General features: G+C 70.3%; 18 protein-coding genes. 7 read left to right on the top strand and 11 right to left on the bottom strand.

Annotated features, from left to right (window positions below):
* Nucleotides 1–72: 72 nt before the first annotated feature.
* Nucleotides 73–555: an RDD family protein gene (locus tag MSZK_RS12255; RefSeq protein ID WP_099248110.1), complete on the top strand. Its 483-nt coding sequence runs from the start codon at nucleotides 73–75 to the stop codon at nucleotides 553–555.
* A gap of 35 nt (nucleotides 556–590) precedes the next feature.
* Here MSZK_RS12255 and MSZK_RS12250 read toward each other — a convergent pair whose 3' ends face one another.
* The 6 genes from MSZK_RS12250 to sucB are packed head-to-tail and all read right to left on the bottom strand — an operon-like array spanning nucleotide 591 to nucleotide 7,512.
* On the bottom strand, nucleotides 591–2,384 hold the full coding sequence (locus MSZK_RS12250) for an amidohydrolase (protein WP_199203302.1): 1,794 nt from the start codon (nucleotides 2,382–2,384) through the stop codon (nucleotides 591–593).
* A gap of 19 nt (nucleotides 2,385–2,403) precedes the next feature.
* The gene (locus MSZK_RS12245) at nucleotides 2,404–3,156 is read right to left on the bottom strand and encodes a DUF4191 domain-containing protein (RefSeq protein ID WP_099248106.1); all 753 of its coding nucleotides are present in this window, start codon (nucleotides 3,154–3,156) and stop codon (nucleotides 2,404–2,406) included.
* Nucleotides 3,157–3,198: 42 nt separating this feature from the next.
* Complete coding sequence (gene lipA, locus MSZK_RS12240; RefSeq protein WP_099248104.1) at nucleotides 3,199–4,161, bottom strand: lipoyl synthase; 963 nt, start codon at nucleotides 4,159–4,161, stop codon at nucleotides 3,199–3,201.
* Entirely contained in the window at nucleotides 4,158–4,829 is a 672-nt protein-coding gene (lipB, locus tag MSZK_RS12235) for a lipoyl(octanoyl) transferase LipB (RefSeq protein ID WP_099248102.1), read from the bottom strand. The genes lipA and lipB overlap by 4 nt, the downstream gene beginning before the upstream one ends.
* Nucleotides 4,830–4,838: 9 nt before the next feature.
* The gene (locus MSZK_RS12230; RefSeq protein WP_099248100.1) at nucleotides 4,839–5,759 is read right to left on the bottom strand and encodes a TIGR01777 family oxidoreductase; all 921 of its coding nucleotides are present in this window, start codon (nucleotides 5,757–5,759) and stop codon (nucleotides 4,839–4,841) included.
* Between the two features lie 4 nt (nucleotides 5,760–5,763).
* Nucleotides 5,764–7,512 (bottom strand): 2-oxoglutarate dehydrogenase, E2 component, dihydrolipoamide succinyltransferase, encoded by a 1,749-nt coding sequence (gene sucB / locus MSZK_RS12225; protein ID WP_099248098.1) that lies wholly within the window; start codon nucleotides 7,510–7,512, stop codon nucleotides 5,764–5,766.
* A gap of 166 nt (nucleotides 7,513–7,678) precedes the next feature.
* Between sucB and MSZK_RS12220 the strand changes: the two genes are divergently transcribed.
* The 3 genes from MSZK_RS12220 to MSZK_RS12210 all read left to right on the top strand — a co-directional run bounded on the left by MSZK_RS12220 (nucleotide 7,679) and on the right by MSZK_RS12210 (nucleotide 10,317).
* Nucleotides 7,679–8,017 carry an oxidoreductase gene (locus tag MSZK_RS12220; protein ID WP_099248096.1) on the top strand — a complete coding sequence of 113 codons (339 nt, stop codon included), beginning with the start codon at nucleotides 7,679–7,681 and terminating at the stop codon, nucleotides 8,015–8,017.
* Nucleotides 8,014–9,762 (top strand): SDR family oxidoreductase, encoded by a 1,749-nt coding sequence (locus tag MSZK_RS12215; protein ID WP_099248094.1) that lies wholly within the window; start codon nucleotides 8,014–8,016, stop codon nucleotides 9,760–9,762. Before MSZK_RS12220 ends, MSZK_RS12215 begins: the two co-directional genes overlap by 4 nt.
* A gap of 84 nt (nucleotides 9,763–9,846) precedes the next feature.
* Nucleotides 9,847–10,317, top strand: coding sequence for a DUF1348 family protein (locus MSZK_RS12210; RefSeq protein WP_099248092.1), 471 nt, complete (start codon nucleotides 9,847–9,849; stop codon nucleotides 10,315–10,317).
* On the opposite strand, the gene MSZK_RS12205 is transcribed toward MSZK_RS12210, so the two are convergent.
* Nucleotides 10,318–11,904 (bottom strand): leucyl aminopeptidase, encoded by a 1,587-nt coding sequence (locus MSZK_RS12205; RefSeq protein WP_099248090.1) that lies wholly within the window; start codon nucleotides 11,902–11,904, stop codon nucleotides 10,318–10,320.
* Between the two features lie 40 nt (nucleotides 11,905–11,944).
* Between MSZK_RS12205 and gcvT the strand changes: the two genes are divergently transcribed.
* Together gcvT and MSZK_RS12195 are read left to right on the top strand one after the other, a co-directional pair.
* Nucleotides 11,945–13,048, top strand: coding sequence for a glycine cleavage system aminomethyltransferase GcvT (gene gcvT, locus MSZK_RS12200; RefSeq protein ID WP_199203301.1), 1,104 nt, complete (start codon nucleotides 11,945–11,947; stop codon nucleotides 13,046–13,048).
* A gap of 22 nt (nucleotides 13,049–13,070) precedes the next feature.
* On the top strand, nucleotides 13,071–14,177 hold the full coding sequence (locus tag MSZK_RS12195) for a branched-chain amino acid aminotransferase (protein ID WP_099248088.1): 1,107 nt from the start codon (nucleotides 13,071–13,073) through the stop codon (nucleotides 14,175–14,177).
* Here the strand turns inward: MSZK_RS12195 and MSZK_RS12190 are convergent.
* From MSZK_RS12190 to MSZK_RS12175, 4 genes are read right to left on the bottom strand one after another with little or no spacing between them, the layout of a single operon-like run.
* On the bottom strand, nucleotides 14,174–14,920 hold the full coding sequence (locus MSZK_RS12190) for an adenosylcobinamide-GDP ribazoletransferase (RefSeq protein WP_099248086.1): 747 nt from the start codon (nucleotides 14,918–14,920) through the stop codon (nucleotides 14,174–14,176). The genes MSZK_RS12195 and MSZK_RS12190 overlap by 4 nt on opposite strands.
* 2 nt (nucleotides 14,921–14,922) lie before the next feature.
* Entirely contained in the window at nucleotides 14,923–15,972 is a 1,050-nt protein-coding gene (gene cobT, locus MSZK_RS12185; protein WP_099248084.1) for a nicotinate-nucleotide--dimethylbenzimidazole phosphoribosyltransferase, read from the bottom strand.
* Complete coding sequence (locus MSZK_RS12180) at nucleotides 15,972–16,499, bottom strand: bifunctional adenosylcobinamide kinase/adenosylcobinamide-phosphate guanylyltransferase (RefSeq protein ID WP_099248082.1); 528 nt, start codon at nucleotides 16,497–16,499, stop codon at nucleotides 15,972–15,974. The genes cobT and MSZK_RS12180 overlap by 1 nt, the downstream gene beginning before the upstream one ends.
* Nucleotides 16,500–16,513: 14 nt before the next feature.
* On the bottom strand, nucleotides 16,514–17,158 hold the full coding sequence (locus MSZK_RS12175) for a DUF3043 domain-containing protein (protein ID WP_371411330.1): 645 nt from the start codon (nucleotides 17,156–17,158) through the stop codon (nucleotides 16,514–16,516).
* Between the two features lie 32 nt (nucleotides 17,159–17,190).
* Here MSZK_RS12175 and MSZK_RS32940 point away from each other — a divergent pair.
* Nucleotides 17,191–17,485: glycerate kinase (locus tag MSZK_RS32940; protein ID WP_233211255.1), on the top strand; the 295-nt coding region annotated here is incomplete at its 3' end.

Below are 17,485 nucleotides of genomic sequence, written 5' to 3'. Positions count from 1 at the left end.
TGCACCGACGTTACGCATCTGTCGTCACGGCGCGGTGCGAGGGGTTGCCGACGGCCCGCATATCCTGGGGTCATGGCGCGCGAAATCGGATCCTGGCTGTCCGGACCGGAACCGGTGAAGCCCGATGACGAGGCGGGATGGCCGGGCCAAGAGCTGGGTCTGCCGGAAGCCGGGCCGCGTTCGCTGGCGCGGATGGGCCGCCGCTTCCTGGCGCTGCTGATCGACTGGTTGATCGCCGTGGGGATCACCTCTCTGGCCGTACCGTTGGGTCTGATGTCGAGCGACCAGTTCTTATACTCTGTTGACTCTCGAAATATCGCGCTTCTGATCTGGTTTGTCCTCGGTGTGCTCTCGCTGCGGCTGTACGGCTTCACCCCGGGCCAGTACGCGCTCGGGCTGATGGTGATCCCGGTCGACAACCGTCAGCACGTCGGAACCGGCCGGGCCATCGTGCGCGGGTTGCTGCTTTCCCTGGTCATCCCGCCGTTGTTCACCGATGCCGACGGCCGGGGCCTGCAGGACCGCTTGACTGCGACCGCGGTTGTCCGCCGCTGACGACCTCAGTTGTTGCGGGCCATCGCGGCCTGAGGTCACACCTGGTGACGGACCTGGCCGTTCATCATCGTCATCGTGACCGTCGCCCGGTGGATGTCGTGCGGGTCGACCGCGAAGATGTCGGTGTCCAACACGATCAGATCGGCCTGTTTGCCGACCTCGACCGAGCCGATCCGGTGGTCTAGCCGGATCTGGTAGGCGGCGCCCATCGTGTTGGCATGCACGGCCTCGGCGACGCTGAGCCGCTGATCGGCCGGCACCAGCACGGGGGCGTCCGGCTGGCCGATCAATTGCCGGGTCACGCCGATCTGGATGGAATCCAGCGGCTTGTAGGTGGAGAAGTACCCGGCCGCGGGCCAGTCGGTGCCCAGCGAGATGCGCCCGCCGGAACGCAGGATGTCCTGCGGGCGGTACAGCAGGTCCCGGCGCGGCGGGCCGTACCGGTCGGCCATGTTCTGCAGCGTGTCCGGATCGGCCGACATCCAGTTCGCCGAAAACTGCCCGGTCACCCCGAGCTCGCCGAATCGCGGGCCGTCAGGATCTTCGACGTAGACCAAGTGGGCGATGGTGTGCCTGCGGTCGCGCGGCGGGTTGGCGGCGACGGCGGCCGCCACGGCGTCCAGAGCCGTGCGCACCGTGCGCTCACCGCACGCGTGCACGTGCACGTCGAACCCGGCGGCGTCGACCTCGCGGATCAGTTGGTGCCACTGCTGCTCGGTGAACGGTGACCCGCCGACCGAATCGGGCTTGTCCGCATACGGCTCGATGAGCCACGCGGTGTAGCCGCCCTGGGTTCCGTCGCCGACGATCTTCACGACGCCGACGCTGACCAGATCGGTGGCGATCCGGCTGCGCAGCTCGGTGAGTTTGGCCACCGCGTCGTCCACCGGAGGCGATTTCACCATGTACGAGGCGACCACCCGGAACGGCAGCGCCCCGCGCCGCTCCAGGTCGGTGTACAGCCCGATCAACGCACCCTGGTCGTCGCCGATCGGCGGCACCCCGGCGTCGAAGACCGTGGTGATCCCCGCCGCCGAGGCCTTCGGCAGCCAGCCTTCCAGCAGCGTCTCCATCGACTGCGGCGAGATCGGCTCGACGGCGTTGACCAGTGCGAGCACGGCGTTGACTTCGAGCACATAACCGGTGGGCTCACCGCGCTCGTCGCGGGCGTAATAACTGAAGCCGGGAATCGGATCCGGGGTGTCGCGGGTGACACCGGCCATCTGCAACGCGGTGCTGTTGGCCCACATGCTGTGGCCGTCGATGGCGAAGAAAAAGCCCGGCCGATCAGGCAGCACCCGGTCCAGTTCGCCGCGGGTCGGCCCGTCGGGACCGAACATGTCCACCCGCCAACCGAATCCCCGCACCGGGCCGTCGGGATGGTCCTTGGCGTACTCGGCGATCGCGGCCAGGGCGTCCGCACCGGTGGGCACCTGCAGGTCGACGCCGCTGGTGAGGAACGAACCGAGAAAAGGATGGATGTGACCTTCGACGAACCCCGGCAGCAGCAGGTTGCCGTCGAGGTCGACGATGCGGGTGTCCGGACCGGCGAGCGCCGTCGCGCCCGCGTCGTCGCCGACATAGCTGATGGTGTCCCCGGTCACGGCGACGGCCTGTGCCCACGGCTGGGCCGGTGCGACGGTATAGACCCGGCCGTTGCGGAACACGACATCGGCGGGTGCGCGGCCCACCGCCGCCGGCGGCGACGAACACGCTGCGCCGACCGTGGCCATGGCCGTCACGGCTGCGGCCCGCAGCGCCGTCCGACGTGTCAGGAGCCCGGTGGGAAAGACACTGAAGTGCGGCGCCCACTCACATGCAGTACACACAGCGGCCCCCCGAGCCCGGTCAGCGCCTGCGCACGGTGCGTTGGACGCCCTTCATCTTGGCCTGCGCGGGCAGCGGCCCCTTCGGCATCGCCGCCGGGCCCATGCGGGTGCCCAGGGCGACCAGCTTGGACTCCAGGCTGTCCATCTGCTTGACGGTGATGTTGGCCGGCAGCTTGGTCAGGTGGCGCTCCAGCTTGGACAGCGGCACCTCGCCCTCGCCGTTGCCGACGATCACGTCGTAGATCGGGACGTCGCCGACCAGGCGTGCGGTGCGCTTCTTCTCCTGCGCCAGCAGGGGCCGCACCCGCGCCGGGGACCCTTCGCCGACGAAGATCACACCCGGCCGCCCGATCACCCGGTGCACCGCGTCGAAGTGACCGGTGGCGGCCACGCCCGGGGTCACCCGCCACTTGCCCCGCAGGTTGTCCAGGGCCCAGGCGGCCGCGCCGGTCTGCCCCTCCGCCTTGCTGTACACCGACTTCTGCGCCCGGCGGCCGAAGATGATGAACGCCACCAGCGCACCCAGCACCACGCCCAGCAGGATCAGCAGGTACATGGTGAACCCGCCGACGACGATCCCTGCGGCCACCGACGCCGCCACGATCAGCACGAATGCGCCGATCATGTACGGCAGCAGCCGCTTGTCTTCCTTGCGCTGCATCTGGAACGCCTGCCACAGCTGGGCACGGCGCTGCTTGGCTGCGGCCTTGCTGGCGGCTTTCGCCTCGGCCTTGGCCGCCTTGTTCTGGGCGGCGGTGCGGGATTTCGCCATAACTACCAACAATACGGCCCGGCAGGCGGTGCTATTGCGCGGTCACCGGGTTAGCTTGTGGGCGTCGGCAGCCTGTCGGTAGAGCCGGCCCGCGCGGTAGGAGGAGCGCACCAGCGGCCCGGACAGCACACCGGCGAACCCCAGGCCCTCGGCATAGGCGGCCAGGTCGACGAACTCCTCGGGCTTGACCCAGCGCTCCACCGGGTGATGGCGCAGTGACGGGCGCAGGTACTGGGTGATCGTGACGATGTCGCAGCCCGCGCCGTGCAGATCGGCCAACGCGGTGTGCACCTCGTCGATCGTCTCGCCCATGCCCAGGATCAGGTTGCTCTTGGTGACCAGGCCGGCCTCGCGGGCGGCGGTCAGCACGTCGAGGCTGCGCTGATAGCGAAACGCCGGACGGATCCGCTTGAAGATCCGCGGCACCGTTTCCACGTTGTGCGCGAACACTTCCGGGCGCGAGTCGAACACCTCGCCCAGCAGCTCGGACTCGCCGTTGAAGTCCGGGGCCAACAGTTCCACACCGGTGGCCGGGTTCAGTTCCTTGATCGCGCGCACCGTCTGCGCGTACAGCCAGGCCCCGCCGTCGGGCAGATCGTCGCGGGCCACCCCGGTCACGGTTGCGTACCTCAGGCCCATCGCGGCCACGCTCTCGGCCACCCGGCGCGGTTCGTCGCGATCGAGCTCGGCGGGCTTACCGGTGTCGATCTGGCAGAAATCACAGCGCCGGGTGCACTGCTCGCCACCGATCAGGAACGTCGCCTCGCGGTCTTCCCAGCATTCGAAGATGTTGGGGCAGCCCGCTTCCTCGCACACCGTGTGCAGCCCCTCGCGGCGCACCAGGCTCTTCAGCGCGGTGTATTCCGGCCCCATCCGGGCCCGGGTCTTGATCCACGGCGGCTTGCGCTCGATCGGCGTCTCGGCGTTGCGGACCTCCAGGCGCAGTAGTTTGCGGCCATCTGGAGCCGCTGGGCCGGCGACATTGGACTCCGGAGTGACGCTCACCTGGTCAAGCTTACGGGCAGGCGGCCGTCGAGGGCGTCGCACACCGTCTCGGCCACCCGGCTGCGGACGTCCTCGACACCGACCTGACGACCCAGTTCGGCGGTCAGCGAGGTCACCCCGGCGTCGGAGATTCCGCACGGCACGATCGCCGAATACGCCTGCAGGTCGCAATCGCAGTTCAGGGCAAACCCGTGCAAGGTCGTCCCGCGGGCCACCCGAATGCCGATCGCGGCGATCTTGCGGGCCGGCCGGGTGTCGTCGGCGGGAAGCCACACCCCGGAGCGCCCGTCCACCCTTCCGGCATCCAGTCCGAAGTCGGCGCACACGCGGATCAAGGATTCTTCAAGGCGCCGAACATAATTCACCACATCCAGCGGTTCGGCCAGGCCGATCACCGGATAGCCGACCAGCTGCCCGGGGCCGTGCCAGGTGATCTTTCCGCCGCGGTCGGTGTCGACCACCGGGGTGCCGTCCACCGGCCGTTCCTGGGCTTCGGTGCGCTTGCCCGCGGTGTACACCGCGGGATGCTGCAGCAGCAGCAGCGTGTCGGGTCCGCCGGCCACCCGGGCATCGGCCACCTCGCGCTGCAAGTCCCAGGCCGCCAGGTAGTCGATGATGTCCAACTGGCGCACCTGTACGCCCGCTGAGCTGGATCGGATGGACTGCACCCAACCAAACTACGCCTGGGTGGATGCGGTGGCGTAGGCCAACGCCTGGCCGATGGTGTTGTGGTGGAACACGAAGCCGGCCCGCTCGAGCGCGGCGGGGATCGCCCGCTGACCGTCGAGCAAGCCTTCGTCGGCGAATTCACCCAGCAGCGTGCGCAACGCGAAACCCGGCACCAGCAACGGGGTCGGCCGGTTCACCGCCCGGCCCAGCGCCGCCGTGAACTCCGAATTGGTCACCGGCGCGGGTCCGGTGAGGTTCACCGGGCCGGACAGCTCGTCGTTGTTGATCGCGAACAGCAGCGCGCGGATCTCGTCCTCCAGGCTGATCCACGGCATGTACTGGCGTCCGCTGCCCAACCGGGCGCCCAACCCGAGGCTGAACAGCGGGCGCAGCCGGGCCAGCACGCCGCCCGCGGGGGAGAGCACCAGCCCGGAACGGGCCAGCACCACTCGCGCCCCGGCGTCCTCGGCGGCCAACGCCGCCGCTTCCCAGTCGATGCACAACCGGGCCAGGAAACCCGCGCCGGCAGGAGCAGTTTCGTCGACCACCCGGCCACCGGTGTCGCCGTAGTAACCGACCGCGCTGGCGTTGATCAGCACCGGCACACCGGCCTCGGCGACCGCGGCCGCGATCACTTCGGTGGGCCCGATCCGGCTGTCGCGCAGGCTCTGCTTGAACGCCCCCGACCATCGCTTCTCGCCGACGTTCACCCCGCACAGGTTGATCACCGCGTCGACGCCCTCCAGTCCGGCGGGATCGAATTCGCCGCTGTCGGGATTCCAGTGCAGTTCGTCGCTGTTGGCCGGCGCCCGGCGCACGATGCGCAGCACCCGATGATCGGCAGCCCGCAGTGCGGACACCAACGCCGAACCAATCAGGCCGGACGAACCGGCTATCGCGACGACGAGCCCCTCTACTGGCCGGCCCATCGCGTCACAGACCCAGGTCGGCCTCGAATGCCCCTTCTTCGAGCCGCCGCTTGATGGTGGTCAGGAACCGTCCGGCGTCCGCGCCGTCGATCAGCCGGTGGTCGTAGGTCAGCGGCAGATAGCAGATCGAGCGCACGCCGATCGACTCGTTGCCGAACTCGTCGACGATCACCCGGGGACGCTTGACGATCGCGCCGGTGCCCAGCATCGCGGCCTGCGGCGGCACCAGGATCGGGGTGTCGAACAGGGCCCCCTGGCTGCCGATGTTGGTGATCGTGAACGTGCCACCGGACAGCTCGTCGGGCTTGAGGTTGCCGCTGCGGGCCCGGTCGGCGATGTCGTGGATGGCACGGGCCAGCCCGCCCAGCGACAGGTCACCGGCGTTGTGCACCACCGGTGAGAGCAGACCTTGCTCGGTGTCCACCGCGAAGCCGAGGTTCTCGGCGTCGTAGTAGGTGATCTCCTTGGTGTCCTCGTTGTAGCTGGCGTTGATGTTCGGGTGCGCCTTGAGGGCATCGATCACCGCGCGGGCGATGAACGGCAGGTAGGTCAGGTTCACGCCTTCGCGCTCGGCGAAGCTGCTCTTCGCCTTGGCCCGCAGAGCCACGATCTTGGTCATGTCGACCTCGTGGGTCTGCGTCAGCTGCGCGGTCGTCTGTAGCGATTCGCGGGTCTTCTTGGCGGTGATCTGCCGGATCCGGTTGGCCTTCTGCGTCGTACCGCGCAGATGGGCCAGCGGCGACGGGGCCGACGCGGCCGCCGGGGCGGGCGCAGCCGGTGCCGCGGCAGCGGCGGGCGCGGCCGGCGGTGCCTTCTTGGCTTCCGCAGCGGCCAGCACATCCTGCTTGCGGACGCGCCCGCCGACCCCGGTGCCCTTGACGGTGGCGAGGTCGATGCCGTTCTCGGCGGCCAACTTTCGCACCAGGGGAGTGACGTAGGGGCTGCCGTCGGCGCTGCCGGACTCTTCGGCGGCCGCCGGTGCCGGCGCGGCTGCGGGCTCGGGCTTCGGCTCGGGCTTGGGTTCCGGGGCCGGCTGCGCCTTCGGTTCGGGCTTGGGCTCGGGCTTGGGCTCCGGCTTCGGTTCCGGCTTGGGTTCGGGCTTGGGTTCCGGGGCGGCCTGTGGTGCCGCGCCGGCCTCGCCGATCTTGGCCAGCTCGCCGCCGACCGGGACGGTGTCGTCCTCCTCGGCGGTGATGCTGATCAGCGTCCCCTCCACCGGGGAGGGGATCTCCGTGTCGACCTTGTCGGTGGACACCTCGACCAGCGGCTCGTCGATCGCGACGGAATCGCCGACCTTCTTCAGCCACCGAGTCACCGTGCCCTCGGTGACGGACTCGCCGAGCTCCGGCATCAGCACCGGCGTGGACGAACCCGATGACTGCGCCGCGGGCGCCGCCTGCGGTTCGGGCTGCGGCTCGGCTTCGGTCTCTTCGGCGGCCGGCTCCGGCTGGGCGGCCGGCTCCTCGGCGGGCTTCTCCTCGGCGACCGGCTCCGGCGCGGACTCGGCGGCCTCACCGGCCTCGCCGATCACCGCGAGTTCGCCGCCGACCTCGACGGTGTCGTCCTCCTGGGCAACGATCTTGGTCAGCACACCCGACGCCGGCGAGGGGATCTCCGTGTCGACCTTGTCGGTCGACACCTCAAGCAGAGGCTCGTCGACCTCGACGGTATCGCCCTCTTGCTTGAGCCACCGGGTGACGGTCCCCTCGGTGACGCTCTCACCGAGTGCCGGCATCTGGACGGAGACGGCCATTGTGTTGACTCCCTCGAACGGTCAGTCGTGCGGGTCGGACTTCTGGCATACCACAGCGTCGTGTACCCATCCTGTCATTGCCGGGCCGCTCACACGCACTCAGGGCGATGTGTGTTTTCTCTGGCACCATCGGTGGGAACGGAGCGCGGAGAGGAGTGCGTCAGAGTTGGGGCTGTTCGACAGGTTCCGAACCGGTCGGCGCGGTGAATCCACTGGTGCCGCCGACCTGAGGCATCTACGGGATTGGGCCGCGCAACGCACCGGGGTCGAGGCCTTCGTCGAGCCGCAGACCAGCGTCACGCCGATGACAGTGGTGCTGGTCGCCGCCGACGGGGAATGGACCCGCCGCCCTGCAGGCGGTCCCGCCGGAGCCCGTCGGCTCGGCGAGCAGCTCGGCATCCCCGTCTACGACGTCCAGAAAGTCGGGTATCCGCAACGGATGCGCGACCATGACGCTCGACGGCGGATCGAACGCCGCCGCCAACGAGACCGGGAGATCGAATGACCATGCGCTATGTCGACGGCACCGACGGAGCCCGGCTCGCGGTGTACGAGGAGGGCAACCCCGACGGTCCCACCGTCGTCCTGGTCCATGGCTGGCCCGACTCGCACGTGCTGTGGGACGGCGTGGTGCCGCTGCTCGCCGACACGTTCCGCATCATCCGTTACGACAACCGCAGCGCCGGAGCCTCCACCGGACCCGCCTCGTTCTCGTCCTACACGATGGAACATCTCGCCGACGACTTCGCCGCGGTGATCGCCGAGGTCAGCCCCGGCCGGCCGGTGCACGTGCTCGCCCACGACTGGGGATCGGCCAGCATGTGGGAGTACGTGGCGCGCCCCGGTGCCGCCGATCGGGTGGCGTCGTTCACATCGGTATCCGGGCCGGCGACCGACCACTTCAGCCGCTATGTCCGGGACGGCCTGAAGCGGCCCTACCGGCCGAAGACGTTCGCCAGGGCGGTCTCTCAAGCCGCGCACCTGAGCTACATGGCCGCGTTCTCGGTGCCGGTGCTGGCCCCCGCGCTGATGCGCCTGGCCGCCGCACCGCTGCAGATCCTGCTGCGCCGCGGCATCCCTGCCGACCGGGTGCACTACGGCCAGACCTTCACCAGCGACGCCGCCAACGGACTGAAGATCTACCGCGCCAACTTCTTTCACTCGCTGTGGCACCCCCGCAGGGACCGCTACGTCGACGTCCCGGTGCAGCTGATCGTCAACCTCGACGATCCCTACGTGCGGCCGTACGTCTACGACGACACCGCGCGCTGGGCGCCGCGGCTGTGGCGTCGCGACATTCGTGCCGGCCACTGGTCGCCGATGTCGCATCCGCAGGTACTGGCCGCGGCGGTCACCGAACTGGCCCAGCATCTCGACGGCAAGCCGGCCAGCCGGGCCCTGCTGCGCGCCGAGGTGAGCAGGCCGCGAAAGCACTTCGGCGACATGCTGGTATCGGTCACCGGCGGGGGCAGCGGGATCGGCCGAGAGACCGCGCTGGCGTTCGCGCGCGAAGGCGCCGAGATCGTCGTCAGCGACGTCGACGAGGCCGCCGTCAAGGAGACCGCCGCGCGCATCGGCGCCCACGGCGGCGTCGCCCACCCGTATGTGCTCGACGTGTCAGACGCCGATGCGGTGGAGCGGTTCGCCGACGCGGTGTCCGCCGAGCACGGTGTGCCCGACATCGTGGTCAACAACGCGGGCATCGGCGCGGCCGGGGCGTTCCTGGACACCCCCGCCGACCAATTCGACCGGGTCCTCGACGTCAACCTCGGCGGGGTGGTCAACGGCTGTCGGGCGTTCGCCCGACGTCTTGTCGACCGCGGCACCGGCGGCCACATCGTCAACGTGGCGTCGATGGCGGCCTACGCCCCGCTGCAGTCGATGAGCGCCTATTGCACGTCCAAGGCAGCGGTGTACATGTTCTCCGACTGTCTGCGCGCCGAATTGGACGCCGCCGGAATCGGATTGACGACGATCTGCCCCGGACTGATCAACACCAACATCGTGTCCACCACCGCGTTGCACGCCCCGCACGGCAAGCGTTCGACGGTCGCGCCGCGGCGCGCACAGCTGGAGAAGATGTTCGAACTGCGGGGGTACGGTCCCGACAAGGCGGCCGCCGCGATCGTGTCTGCGGTGAAGAAGAACAAGCCGATCCGTCCCGTCGCGCCGGAGGCCTACCTGCTGTACGGGACGTCGCGGATCGCCCCGCAGGCGCTGCGCAGCACCGCCCGCGGCAAGGTGCTCTAGCCCGCCGGCTCTTACCGCTAGCCGGTATCGGCGATGGTGGCTCGCGGCGATGCCCACGCACGGCCGGGGTGTCAGGCTCCCACCATGACCGAGATCACCCGGACCCGGCCGGCGGTGCGGTCCTATGACCTCGACTCCGCGCTGGCCAAAGTGCAGTCGGTCGAAGATGCCTGGAACACCCGCGATCCCTGGCACGTGGCGCTCGGCTATTCACCGGACGCGGAGTGGCGCTACCGCGACACCTTCGTCACCGGCCGCGACGAGATCATCGCGTTCCTGACCGCGAAGTGGCGCCGCGAGCACGCCTACGCGCTACGCATCGGACTGTGGGCGTGTCAGGAGAACCACATCGCCGTGCGGTTCCAGTACGAGTGGCACGACGAGGCCGGGCAGTGGTGGCGCAGCTACGGCAACGAACTGTGGGAATTCGACGAGCACGGACTCAACCGGCGCCGCGAATGCTCGGTCAACGACCTTCAGATCGGCGACGACGAGCGGCGCATCTTCGGTCCCCGGGACCGCGCCGAGCGCGGCGTCGACTTCCCGGCACACTGATCAGCCGTTCGCGGCGATGTCCTCCAAGACGGCGAACATCGTGCGCGTCGGCACACCGGTACCGCCCTTGGGGGTGTACCCCCACGGGCCCGACGTGTTGTAGGCCGGCCCGGCGATGTCGATGTGGGCCCACTGCACGCCGTCGGCGACGAACTCGCGCAGGTAGACCCCGGCGACCAGCATCCCGGCGAACCGCTGCGAGCTGACGTTGGCCAGATCGGCCACCGTCGACTTCAGGTCGTCCTTCAACTCCTCGGGCAGCGGCATCGCCCAGGCGTTCTCGCCCTCGGCCTGCGAGATCCGGGCCACCCGGTCGCGGAACTCGTCGCTGCCCATCACGCCCGGCGTGCGCGCGCCCAGGGCGACGGTCTGCGCCCCGGTCAGCGTGGAGGTCTCGATCAGGTAGTCGGGGTTATCCTCGCAGGCCCGCACGATGGCGTCGGCGAGGATCAACCGCCCCTCGGCGTCGGTGTTGAGCACCTCGACGGTGATCCCGCCGTACTGGGTCAGCACGTCACCGGGGCGCTGCGCGGTCGACGACGGCATGTTCTCGGCCATCGGCACCGTGGCGATCACGTCGATCGGCAGTCCCTGCTTGGCGGCCAGCACGACGGTGGCGATCACCGCCGCGGCGCCGCCCATGTCGGAGGTCATGTGGTGCATCGACGCCGCCGGCTTGATCGAGATGCCGCCCGTGTCGAACGTGATGCCCTTGCCGACCAGCGCCACCGTCTTCGTCCCCGAGTCGCTTCGCTCCTGCCCGCCGGTCTTCGTCCCCGAGTCGCTTCGCTCCTGCCCGCCGGTCTTACTCTTCTTGCCCTTGCCGCCCCGGTAGGCCAGCCGGACCAGCCGGGGCGGGCGCGAGCTGCCCTTGCCGACCCCGACGATGCCGCCGAAGCCGGCCTTGGTCAGCGCCTTGTCGTCGAGCACCTCGACCTCCAGACCGGCCGCCTCACCCAACGCCTTGGCGCGCTTGGCGAACTCGCCGGGGAACAGGTGGCTGGGCGGGGTGTTGACGAAATCGCGGGCGGTGGCCACCGCGGTCGCGATGTCGGCGGCGCGCGCCGCGCTCTTCTTGGCGCTGGCCGCGGTGCTCAGCGCGACGATCTTGGCCAGGGCGGCGTCCTTGGGTGCGGTCTTGGCGCTGCGGAACTCGGTGAACCGGTAGCCGCCCAGGATGAGGCCCTCGATCGCCGCCTCCAGATCGAGCTCGGTGAGCGTGGTGACGACGGTCTCGACACCGGTCAGCGACCGGGCGGCCACGCCCGCGGCCCGCCGGATCACGTCGGCCGGCCACTCGTCGCGCGCCGCGCCGAGCCCGACTGCCAGCACGCTGGCGACTGGAAGCGACGGCACATGCAGCCGGGTGACCTGTTCTGGGCCGCCCTTGGCGCCCAGGGCGCGCAGGCCGACCTGGATCTCACCGATCGCCTCGGCGTCGAGGAACGGGCCGCCGACGACGTCGGGAGCCCCGTCGCTGTCCGAACCGGTCACCGCCGGGACGATCAACACGGCCCCTTGGGACCGCTTGGGCAGCGAGGTGGCGACGGTGACGGTGGGGGCTGGGTAGCCGGCTTCGGTGCTCACGAGGATTCACCCTAGCCAGCTGGGGCTAGTGTTGTTGGCCGTGACCGACACATCCGACCTTCTGCATGGGCCGCTCGAGGACCAGCATCGCGCGCTCGGCGCCACCTTCGCCCCGTTCGGCGGCTGGTTGATGCCGGTGTCCTACGCCGGCACCGTCGGCGAGCACACCGCCACCCGCGAGGCGGTCGGCCTGTTCGACGTCAGCCACCTGGGTAAAGCGCTGGTGGTCGGCCCGGGCGCCGCGGAGTTCGTCAACTCCGCGCTGACCAACGACCTGCGCCGGGTGGGCCCGGGCAAGGCGCAGTACACGCTGTGCTGCACGCCCGACGGCGGGGTCATCGACGACCTCATCGCCTACTACGTCAGCGACGACGAGATCTTCCTGGTGCCCAACGCCGCCAACACCGCCGCCGTGGTAGACGCCCTGCAAGCGGCTGCCCCCCAAGGTATTTCGATCACCAACGAGCATCGCTCGTATGCCGTGCTTGCCGTCCAGGGCCCACGCTCCACCGACGTGCTGACCGCGCTGGGCCTGCCCACCGACATGGACTACATGGGCTACGCCGATGCCACCTACTCCGGCGTTCCGGTCCGGGTGTGCCGTACCGGCTACACCGGGGAGCACGGTTACGAACTGTTGCCGCCGTGGGACTCCGCCGCGGTGGTGTTCGACGCGCTGGTCGCCGAGGTTCAGGCCGCCGGTGGACAACTCGCCGGACTGGGCGCGCGCGACACCCTGCGCACCGAGATGGGTTACCCGCTGCACGGTCACGAGCTGTCGCTGGACATTTCGCCGCTGCAGGCCCGCTGCGGCTGGGCGATCGGCTGGCGCAAGGACGCATTCTGGGGCCGCGAGGCCCTGCTGGCCGAGAAGGAGGCCGGCCCGCGTCGTCTGCTGCGGGGCCTGCGCGCCACCGGCCGCGGGGTGCTGCGGCCCGACCTGACCGTGCTGGACGGTTCCCGGGCGGTGGGCGTCACCACGTCGGGCACCTTCTCGCCGACGCTGAAAGTCGGTATCGCCCTTGCCCTCATCGACACCGACGCCGGAATCGACGACGGCGCCTTGGTCAACGTCGACGTCCGCGGTCGTGCGCTGGAGTGCGAGGTGGTCAAGCCACCGTTCGTCGAGGTCAAAACTCGGTAGCGGTGCGGTCTACAATTCCCGTATGACCCACGGCCTCCTCGAATTCACGGTTGAGCGCAACGCGAATCCGGCGAGCGACGAGGTACGGGCACAGATTCTGGCCGACCCCGGCTTCGGCCGGTTCCACACCGACCACATGGTCTCGGTGCTCTACACCGACGAACTGGGTTGGCACGACGCCCGCGTCGTCCCGTACGGCCCGATCGAGCTGGATCCGTCGGCGATCGTGCTGCACTACGCCCAGGAGATCTTCGAGGGCCTCAAGGCCTACCGGTGGGCCGACGGATCGATCGTGTCGTTCCGCCCGGAGGCCAACGCCGGGCGGCTGCGCGCCTCGGCGCGCCGGCTGGCCATCCCGGAGCTCCCGGAGGGGCTGTTCGTCGAATCGCTGCGCCAGCTGATCGCCGTCGACGAGCAGTGGGTGCCGCCCGCCGGTGGCGAGGCCTCGCTGTACCTGCGGCCGTTCGTCATCGCCACCGAACCCGGACTGGGTGTGCGGCCCGCTTCGGAGTACCGCTACCTGGTGATCGCCTCGCCGGCCGGCGCCTACTTCAAGGGCGGCATCAAACCGGTCAGCGTGTGGCTGTCCACCGAGTACGTGCGGGCCAGCCCGGGCGGGACCGGCGCGGCCAAGTTCGGCGGCAACTACGCGGCCTCACTGCTGGCCCAGGCCGAGGCGGCCGAGCACGGCTGCGATCAGGTGGTCTGGCTCGACGCGATCGAGCGCCGCTACATCGAGGAGATGGGCGGGATGAACCTCTTCTTCGTCTTCGGTAGCGGCGGCTCGGCGCGGCTGGTCACCCCGGAACTGTCCGGCTCGCTGCTGCCCGGCATCACCCGTGACTCGCTGCTGCAACTGGCCAGCGATGCCGGCTTCGCCGTCGAGGAGCGCAAGATCGACGTCGAGGAATTGCGGAAAGGCGCCGCGGCGGGCGAGATCACCGAGGTGTTCGCCTGCGGCACAGCGGCCGTCATCACCCCGGTCTCGCAGGTGAAGTACGGCGACGGCGAGTTCACCATCGCCGACGGTCAGCCCGGTGAGGTGACGATGGCGTTGCGCGACACGCTGACCGGCATCCAGCGCGGCACCTTCGCCGACACGCACGGCTGGATGGCCCGGCTCAGCTAGGCCCGGACCACCAGGCCCAGGATGGTCAGTGTCGTCGTCAGCTCGATCACCGCGCCGAGCACGTCGCCGGTGATGCCGCCGAACCGGCGCACACAGTGGTTGACCAGAACCACGCCCAGCGTCAGCGCCACCAGCACCACCACCGGCCCCTGCCAGAGCCGCGGGGTGGCGAGCGCGGCGACTGCGGCGACGAGCACCGCCCACACCAGCGGAATCGCCAGCGGCTGAGTGCCGGCCACTTGTTCGCCGAGCGTGCTGCCGCCGGCTGCGGGCACCCCGCGCCGGCAGGCCAGCGCCGCGGCCACCCGGCCCGTCGTCAACGCGGCCAACACCGCGAGCACGCCGGTCAGGCCCGGCGGCGCCGCGGCGAACGCCAACGCCTGCGCGGCGACCACCACGACCACGGCGGCCACGCCGAACGGCCCCGCGGTACCGTCGCGCATCACCTGCAGCGCCCGCTCCGGCGGTCCGTAACAGCCCAGCGCGTCGACCGTGTCGGCCAGGCCGTCGATGTGCAGGCCCCGGGTCACCAGCAGCAGCGCGGCGACGGTGAGCACCCCGGCCAGCGGGCTGTGCCCGCCGAACGCCCACTGGCCGGCCCACAGCACGGCGGCGGCCAGCGCGCCCAGGGCGGCCCCGACGACCGGCAGCGCCGTCATGGTCGCGCGGCCGAACTCGGCCCCGCGCAGCGGAACGGGTATCACCGTCCCGAACGCGAAAGCCGTTGCCAGCGAACGAATCACAGTCAGTCCGGAGAGCGCTCGGAGACGCCGGCGGCTTCGAACGTGGCCATCGAGGCCAGCGTTGCGACCGCCGCCCGCAGCACCGGCACGGCGACCGCGGCTCCGGTGCCCTCGCCCAGCCGCAGACCGAGATCGACGATCGGCGTCAACTCCAGGTGCGCCAGCGCCAGGGTGTGCGCCGGCTCGGTCGACCGGTGCCCGGCCTGCCACCAGGCCCGCGCCCCGGGCGCCAGCCGGTCGGCGACCAGCGCGGCCGCCGTCACCACCACACCGTCGAGCAGCAGGGGAGTGCGGCGCACCGCGGCCTGCGCGCAGAACCCGGTCATCGCGGCCAGATCGGCGCCGCCACAGGTTCGCAACAGCCCGACCGGATCCGGCCGGAACTGCCTGGCCCGGAACATCGCGTCGCGCACCGCTGCGGTCTTGCGCACCCACGCCGCGTCGTCGATACCCGTCCCGCGGCCGACCACGGCCACCGGCTCGGTGTCGGTGAGCGTGGCGATCAACGCCGTCGCCGCCGTGGTGTTCCCGATCCCCATGTCCCCGGCGATCAGCAGGTCGGCACCGGCGTCGACCTCGGCGTCGGCCAGCGCGCGCCCAGCATCGAGGGCGGCGACGACCTCCTCGGCGCTCAGCGCGTCCTCGGTCGCGATGTTGCCGCTGGAGCGCCGGACCTTGTGCGCGCCGATCGCCTCGCTCAACGGTGCTTCGCTGTCCACCGCGATGTCGACGACGCGCACCGAGGCACCCGCCACGCCGGCCAGCACGTTGATCGCCGCGCCGCCGGCGTCGATGTTGGCCACCATCTGGGCGGTCACCTCGGGCGGGTAGGCCGACACCCCGGTGCGGGCCACGCCGTGGTCGCCGGCGAACACCACCACCCGCACCTGCTCGAATTGTCTTGGCGGGCATAGTCCCTGGCAGCCGGACACCCAGACGGAGAGATCCTCCAGCCGGCCAAGCGCACCGGCCGGTTTGGTGAGGATGTCCTGCCGGCGCTGCGCCGCCGCGGCGGCACGGGAGTCGGGCGGGGTGACCTCGGGGAAGTCCATCAGTTCAACGCCTTCGTCGGTTTGACCCAGACCGGCAGCCCGGCAACCACCAGGACCACCTGCTCACAGCACTGGGCGAGTCGTTGGTTGAGTGTGCCGAGTTCGTCTGTGAAGCGCCTGCCAGCGGCGGTCGCCGGTACCACCGTCAAGCCCACCTCGGGGCTGACCAGCGTCAGTGGCGCGGCGAAGCCGTCGACCGCGCTCACCAGTTCGTCGACGTCGACGCTCACCGAACCGCCATCCCAGCCCCGCCGGTCCAGCATCGCGGTCAACCAGCCGCCCAGATCGTCGACCAGGGTGGTGGTGTGTGGCTCGGAACGCAAAAGTGCTGCCACATCGGCGGTTTCGACGGTGCTCCAGGACGCCGGCCGGCGGGTGCGATGCGCGGCGACGCGCTGCGCCCAGGCCGGATCGGCGTCGGCCGTCGCTCCGGTGGCGACGTAACGCACGGAGGAATCACCGGCCATGACCTCCTCAGCCCAACGGGACTTGCCCGACCTGATCCCGCCGAGCACCAGCGTGCGCACCGCGTGTGGTCGGCTCAGGCGACCTTGGCGCCGCGCTCGACCTGCGGTCGAGGCGCCCGCATGCGGCGCAGCTGCGATGCGCGGCCCGCGGCATACATCCCGAGTTTGAACGAACCTTCGGTGTTGTCCGGGAACTTGGCGTCGACCGCCTTGTTGACCTTGCGGCCCAACAGGATTCCGTCGACCGCCATGATCGCCATCAGCACCAGCATGGCCGGGGAGATGAACAGCTGGACCTGCGGCACCGCGAGCATCACGAAGATCAACCCGAGCGCGGCGGGCATGAACAGCCCGAGCACATTGCGTCGCGCGTCGACGATGTCACGCGCGTAGCGGCGCACCGGCCCCTGGTCGCGGGGCAGCAGGTAGGCCTCTTCACCGGCCATCATCCGCTCGCGCCGCTCGTTCATCGCGGCGCGGCGCTGCGCCTTGTCGGCCCGGCGCTCCTCTTTGGTCAGCGTGGCGCGCATCTCCTTGCGGCGCTTGCGTGCCTCGGCCGTGGTCATCGGCGCCGGAGCGACCGGCCCACGGCGCTTGGCCGAATCACTGCGCTTCGGGGTGGGTTTGCCCTTGGGTGCGGTGGTGCCCACCGAGACGGCGGGTTCGTCGACCTCAGCCGGCTCGGCCTTGGCGTCGCCCTCGTCGTTCTTGCGGCCCAGCAGCTTCACGCCTGCCAGGTTACCCTGCAGGAATGCGGGTGCTGATCGCGCCGGACTGTTACGGCGACAGCCTGACCGCCGTCGAAGCCGCCCAGGCCATTGCCGAAGGCTGGCGCCAGGCCAGACCGTCCGACCGGCTCACCCTCGCCCCTCAGTCCGACGGCGGCCCCGGGTTCGTCGGTGTGCTGGCCGGACGGCTCGGAGAGATCCGTCACAGCCGGGTCTGCGGCCCGCTGACCGAGCTCGTAGACGCGGACTGGGTGTACGACGCGACGACATCGACCGCCTACATCGAGTGCGCGCAGGCCTGCGGGCTGGCCCTGCTGG

The sequence above is a fragment of the Mycobacterium sp. shizuoka-1 genome, assembly GCF_002723835.1.
Taxonomy (GTDB): domain Bacteria; phylum Actinomycetota; class Actinomycetes; order Mycobacteriales; family Mycobacteriaceae; genus Mycobacterium.
Note: the sequence above shows the minus strand (reverse complement) of the source record. Positions and strands in the feature narration are given on the sequence as shown.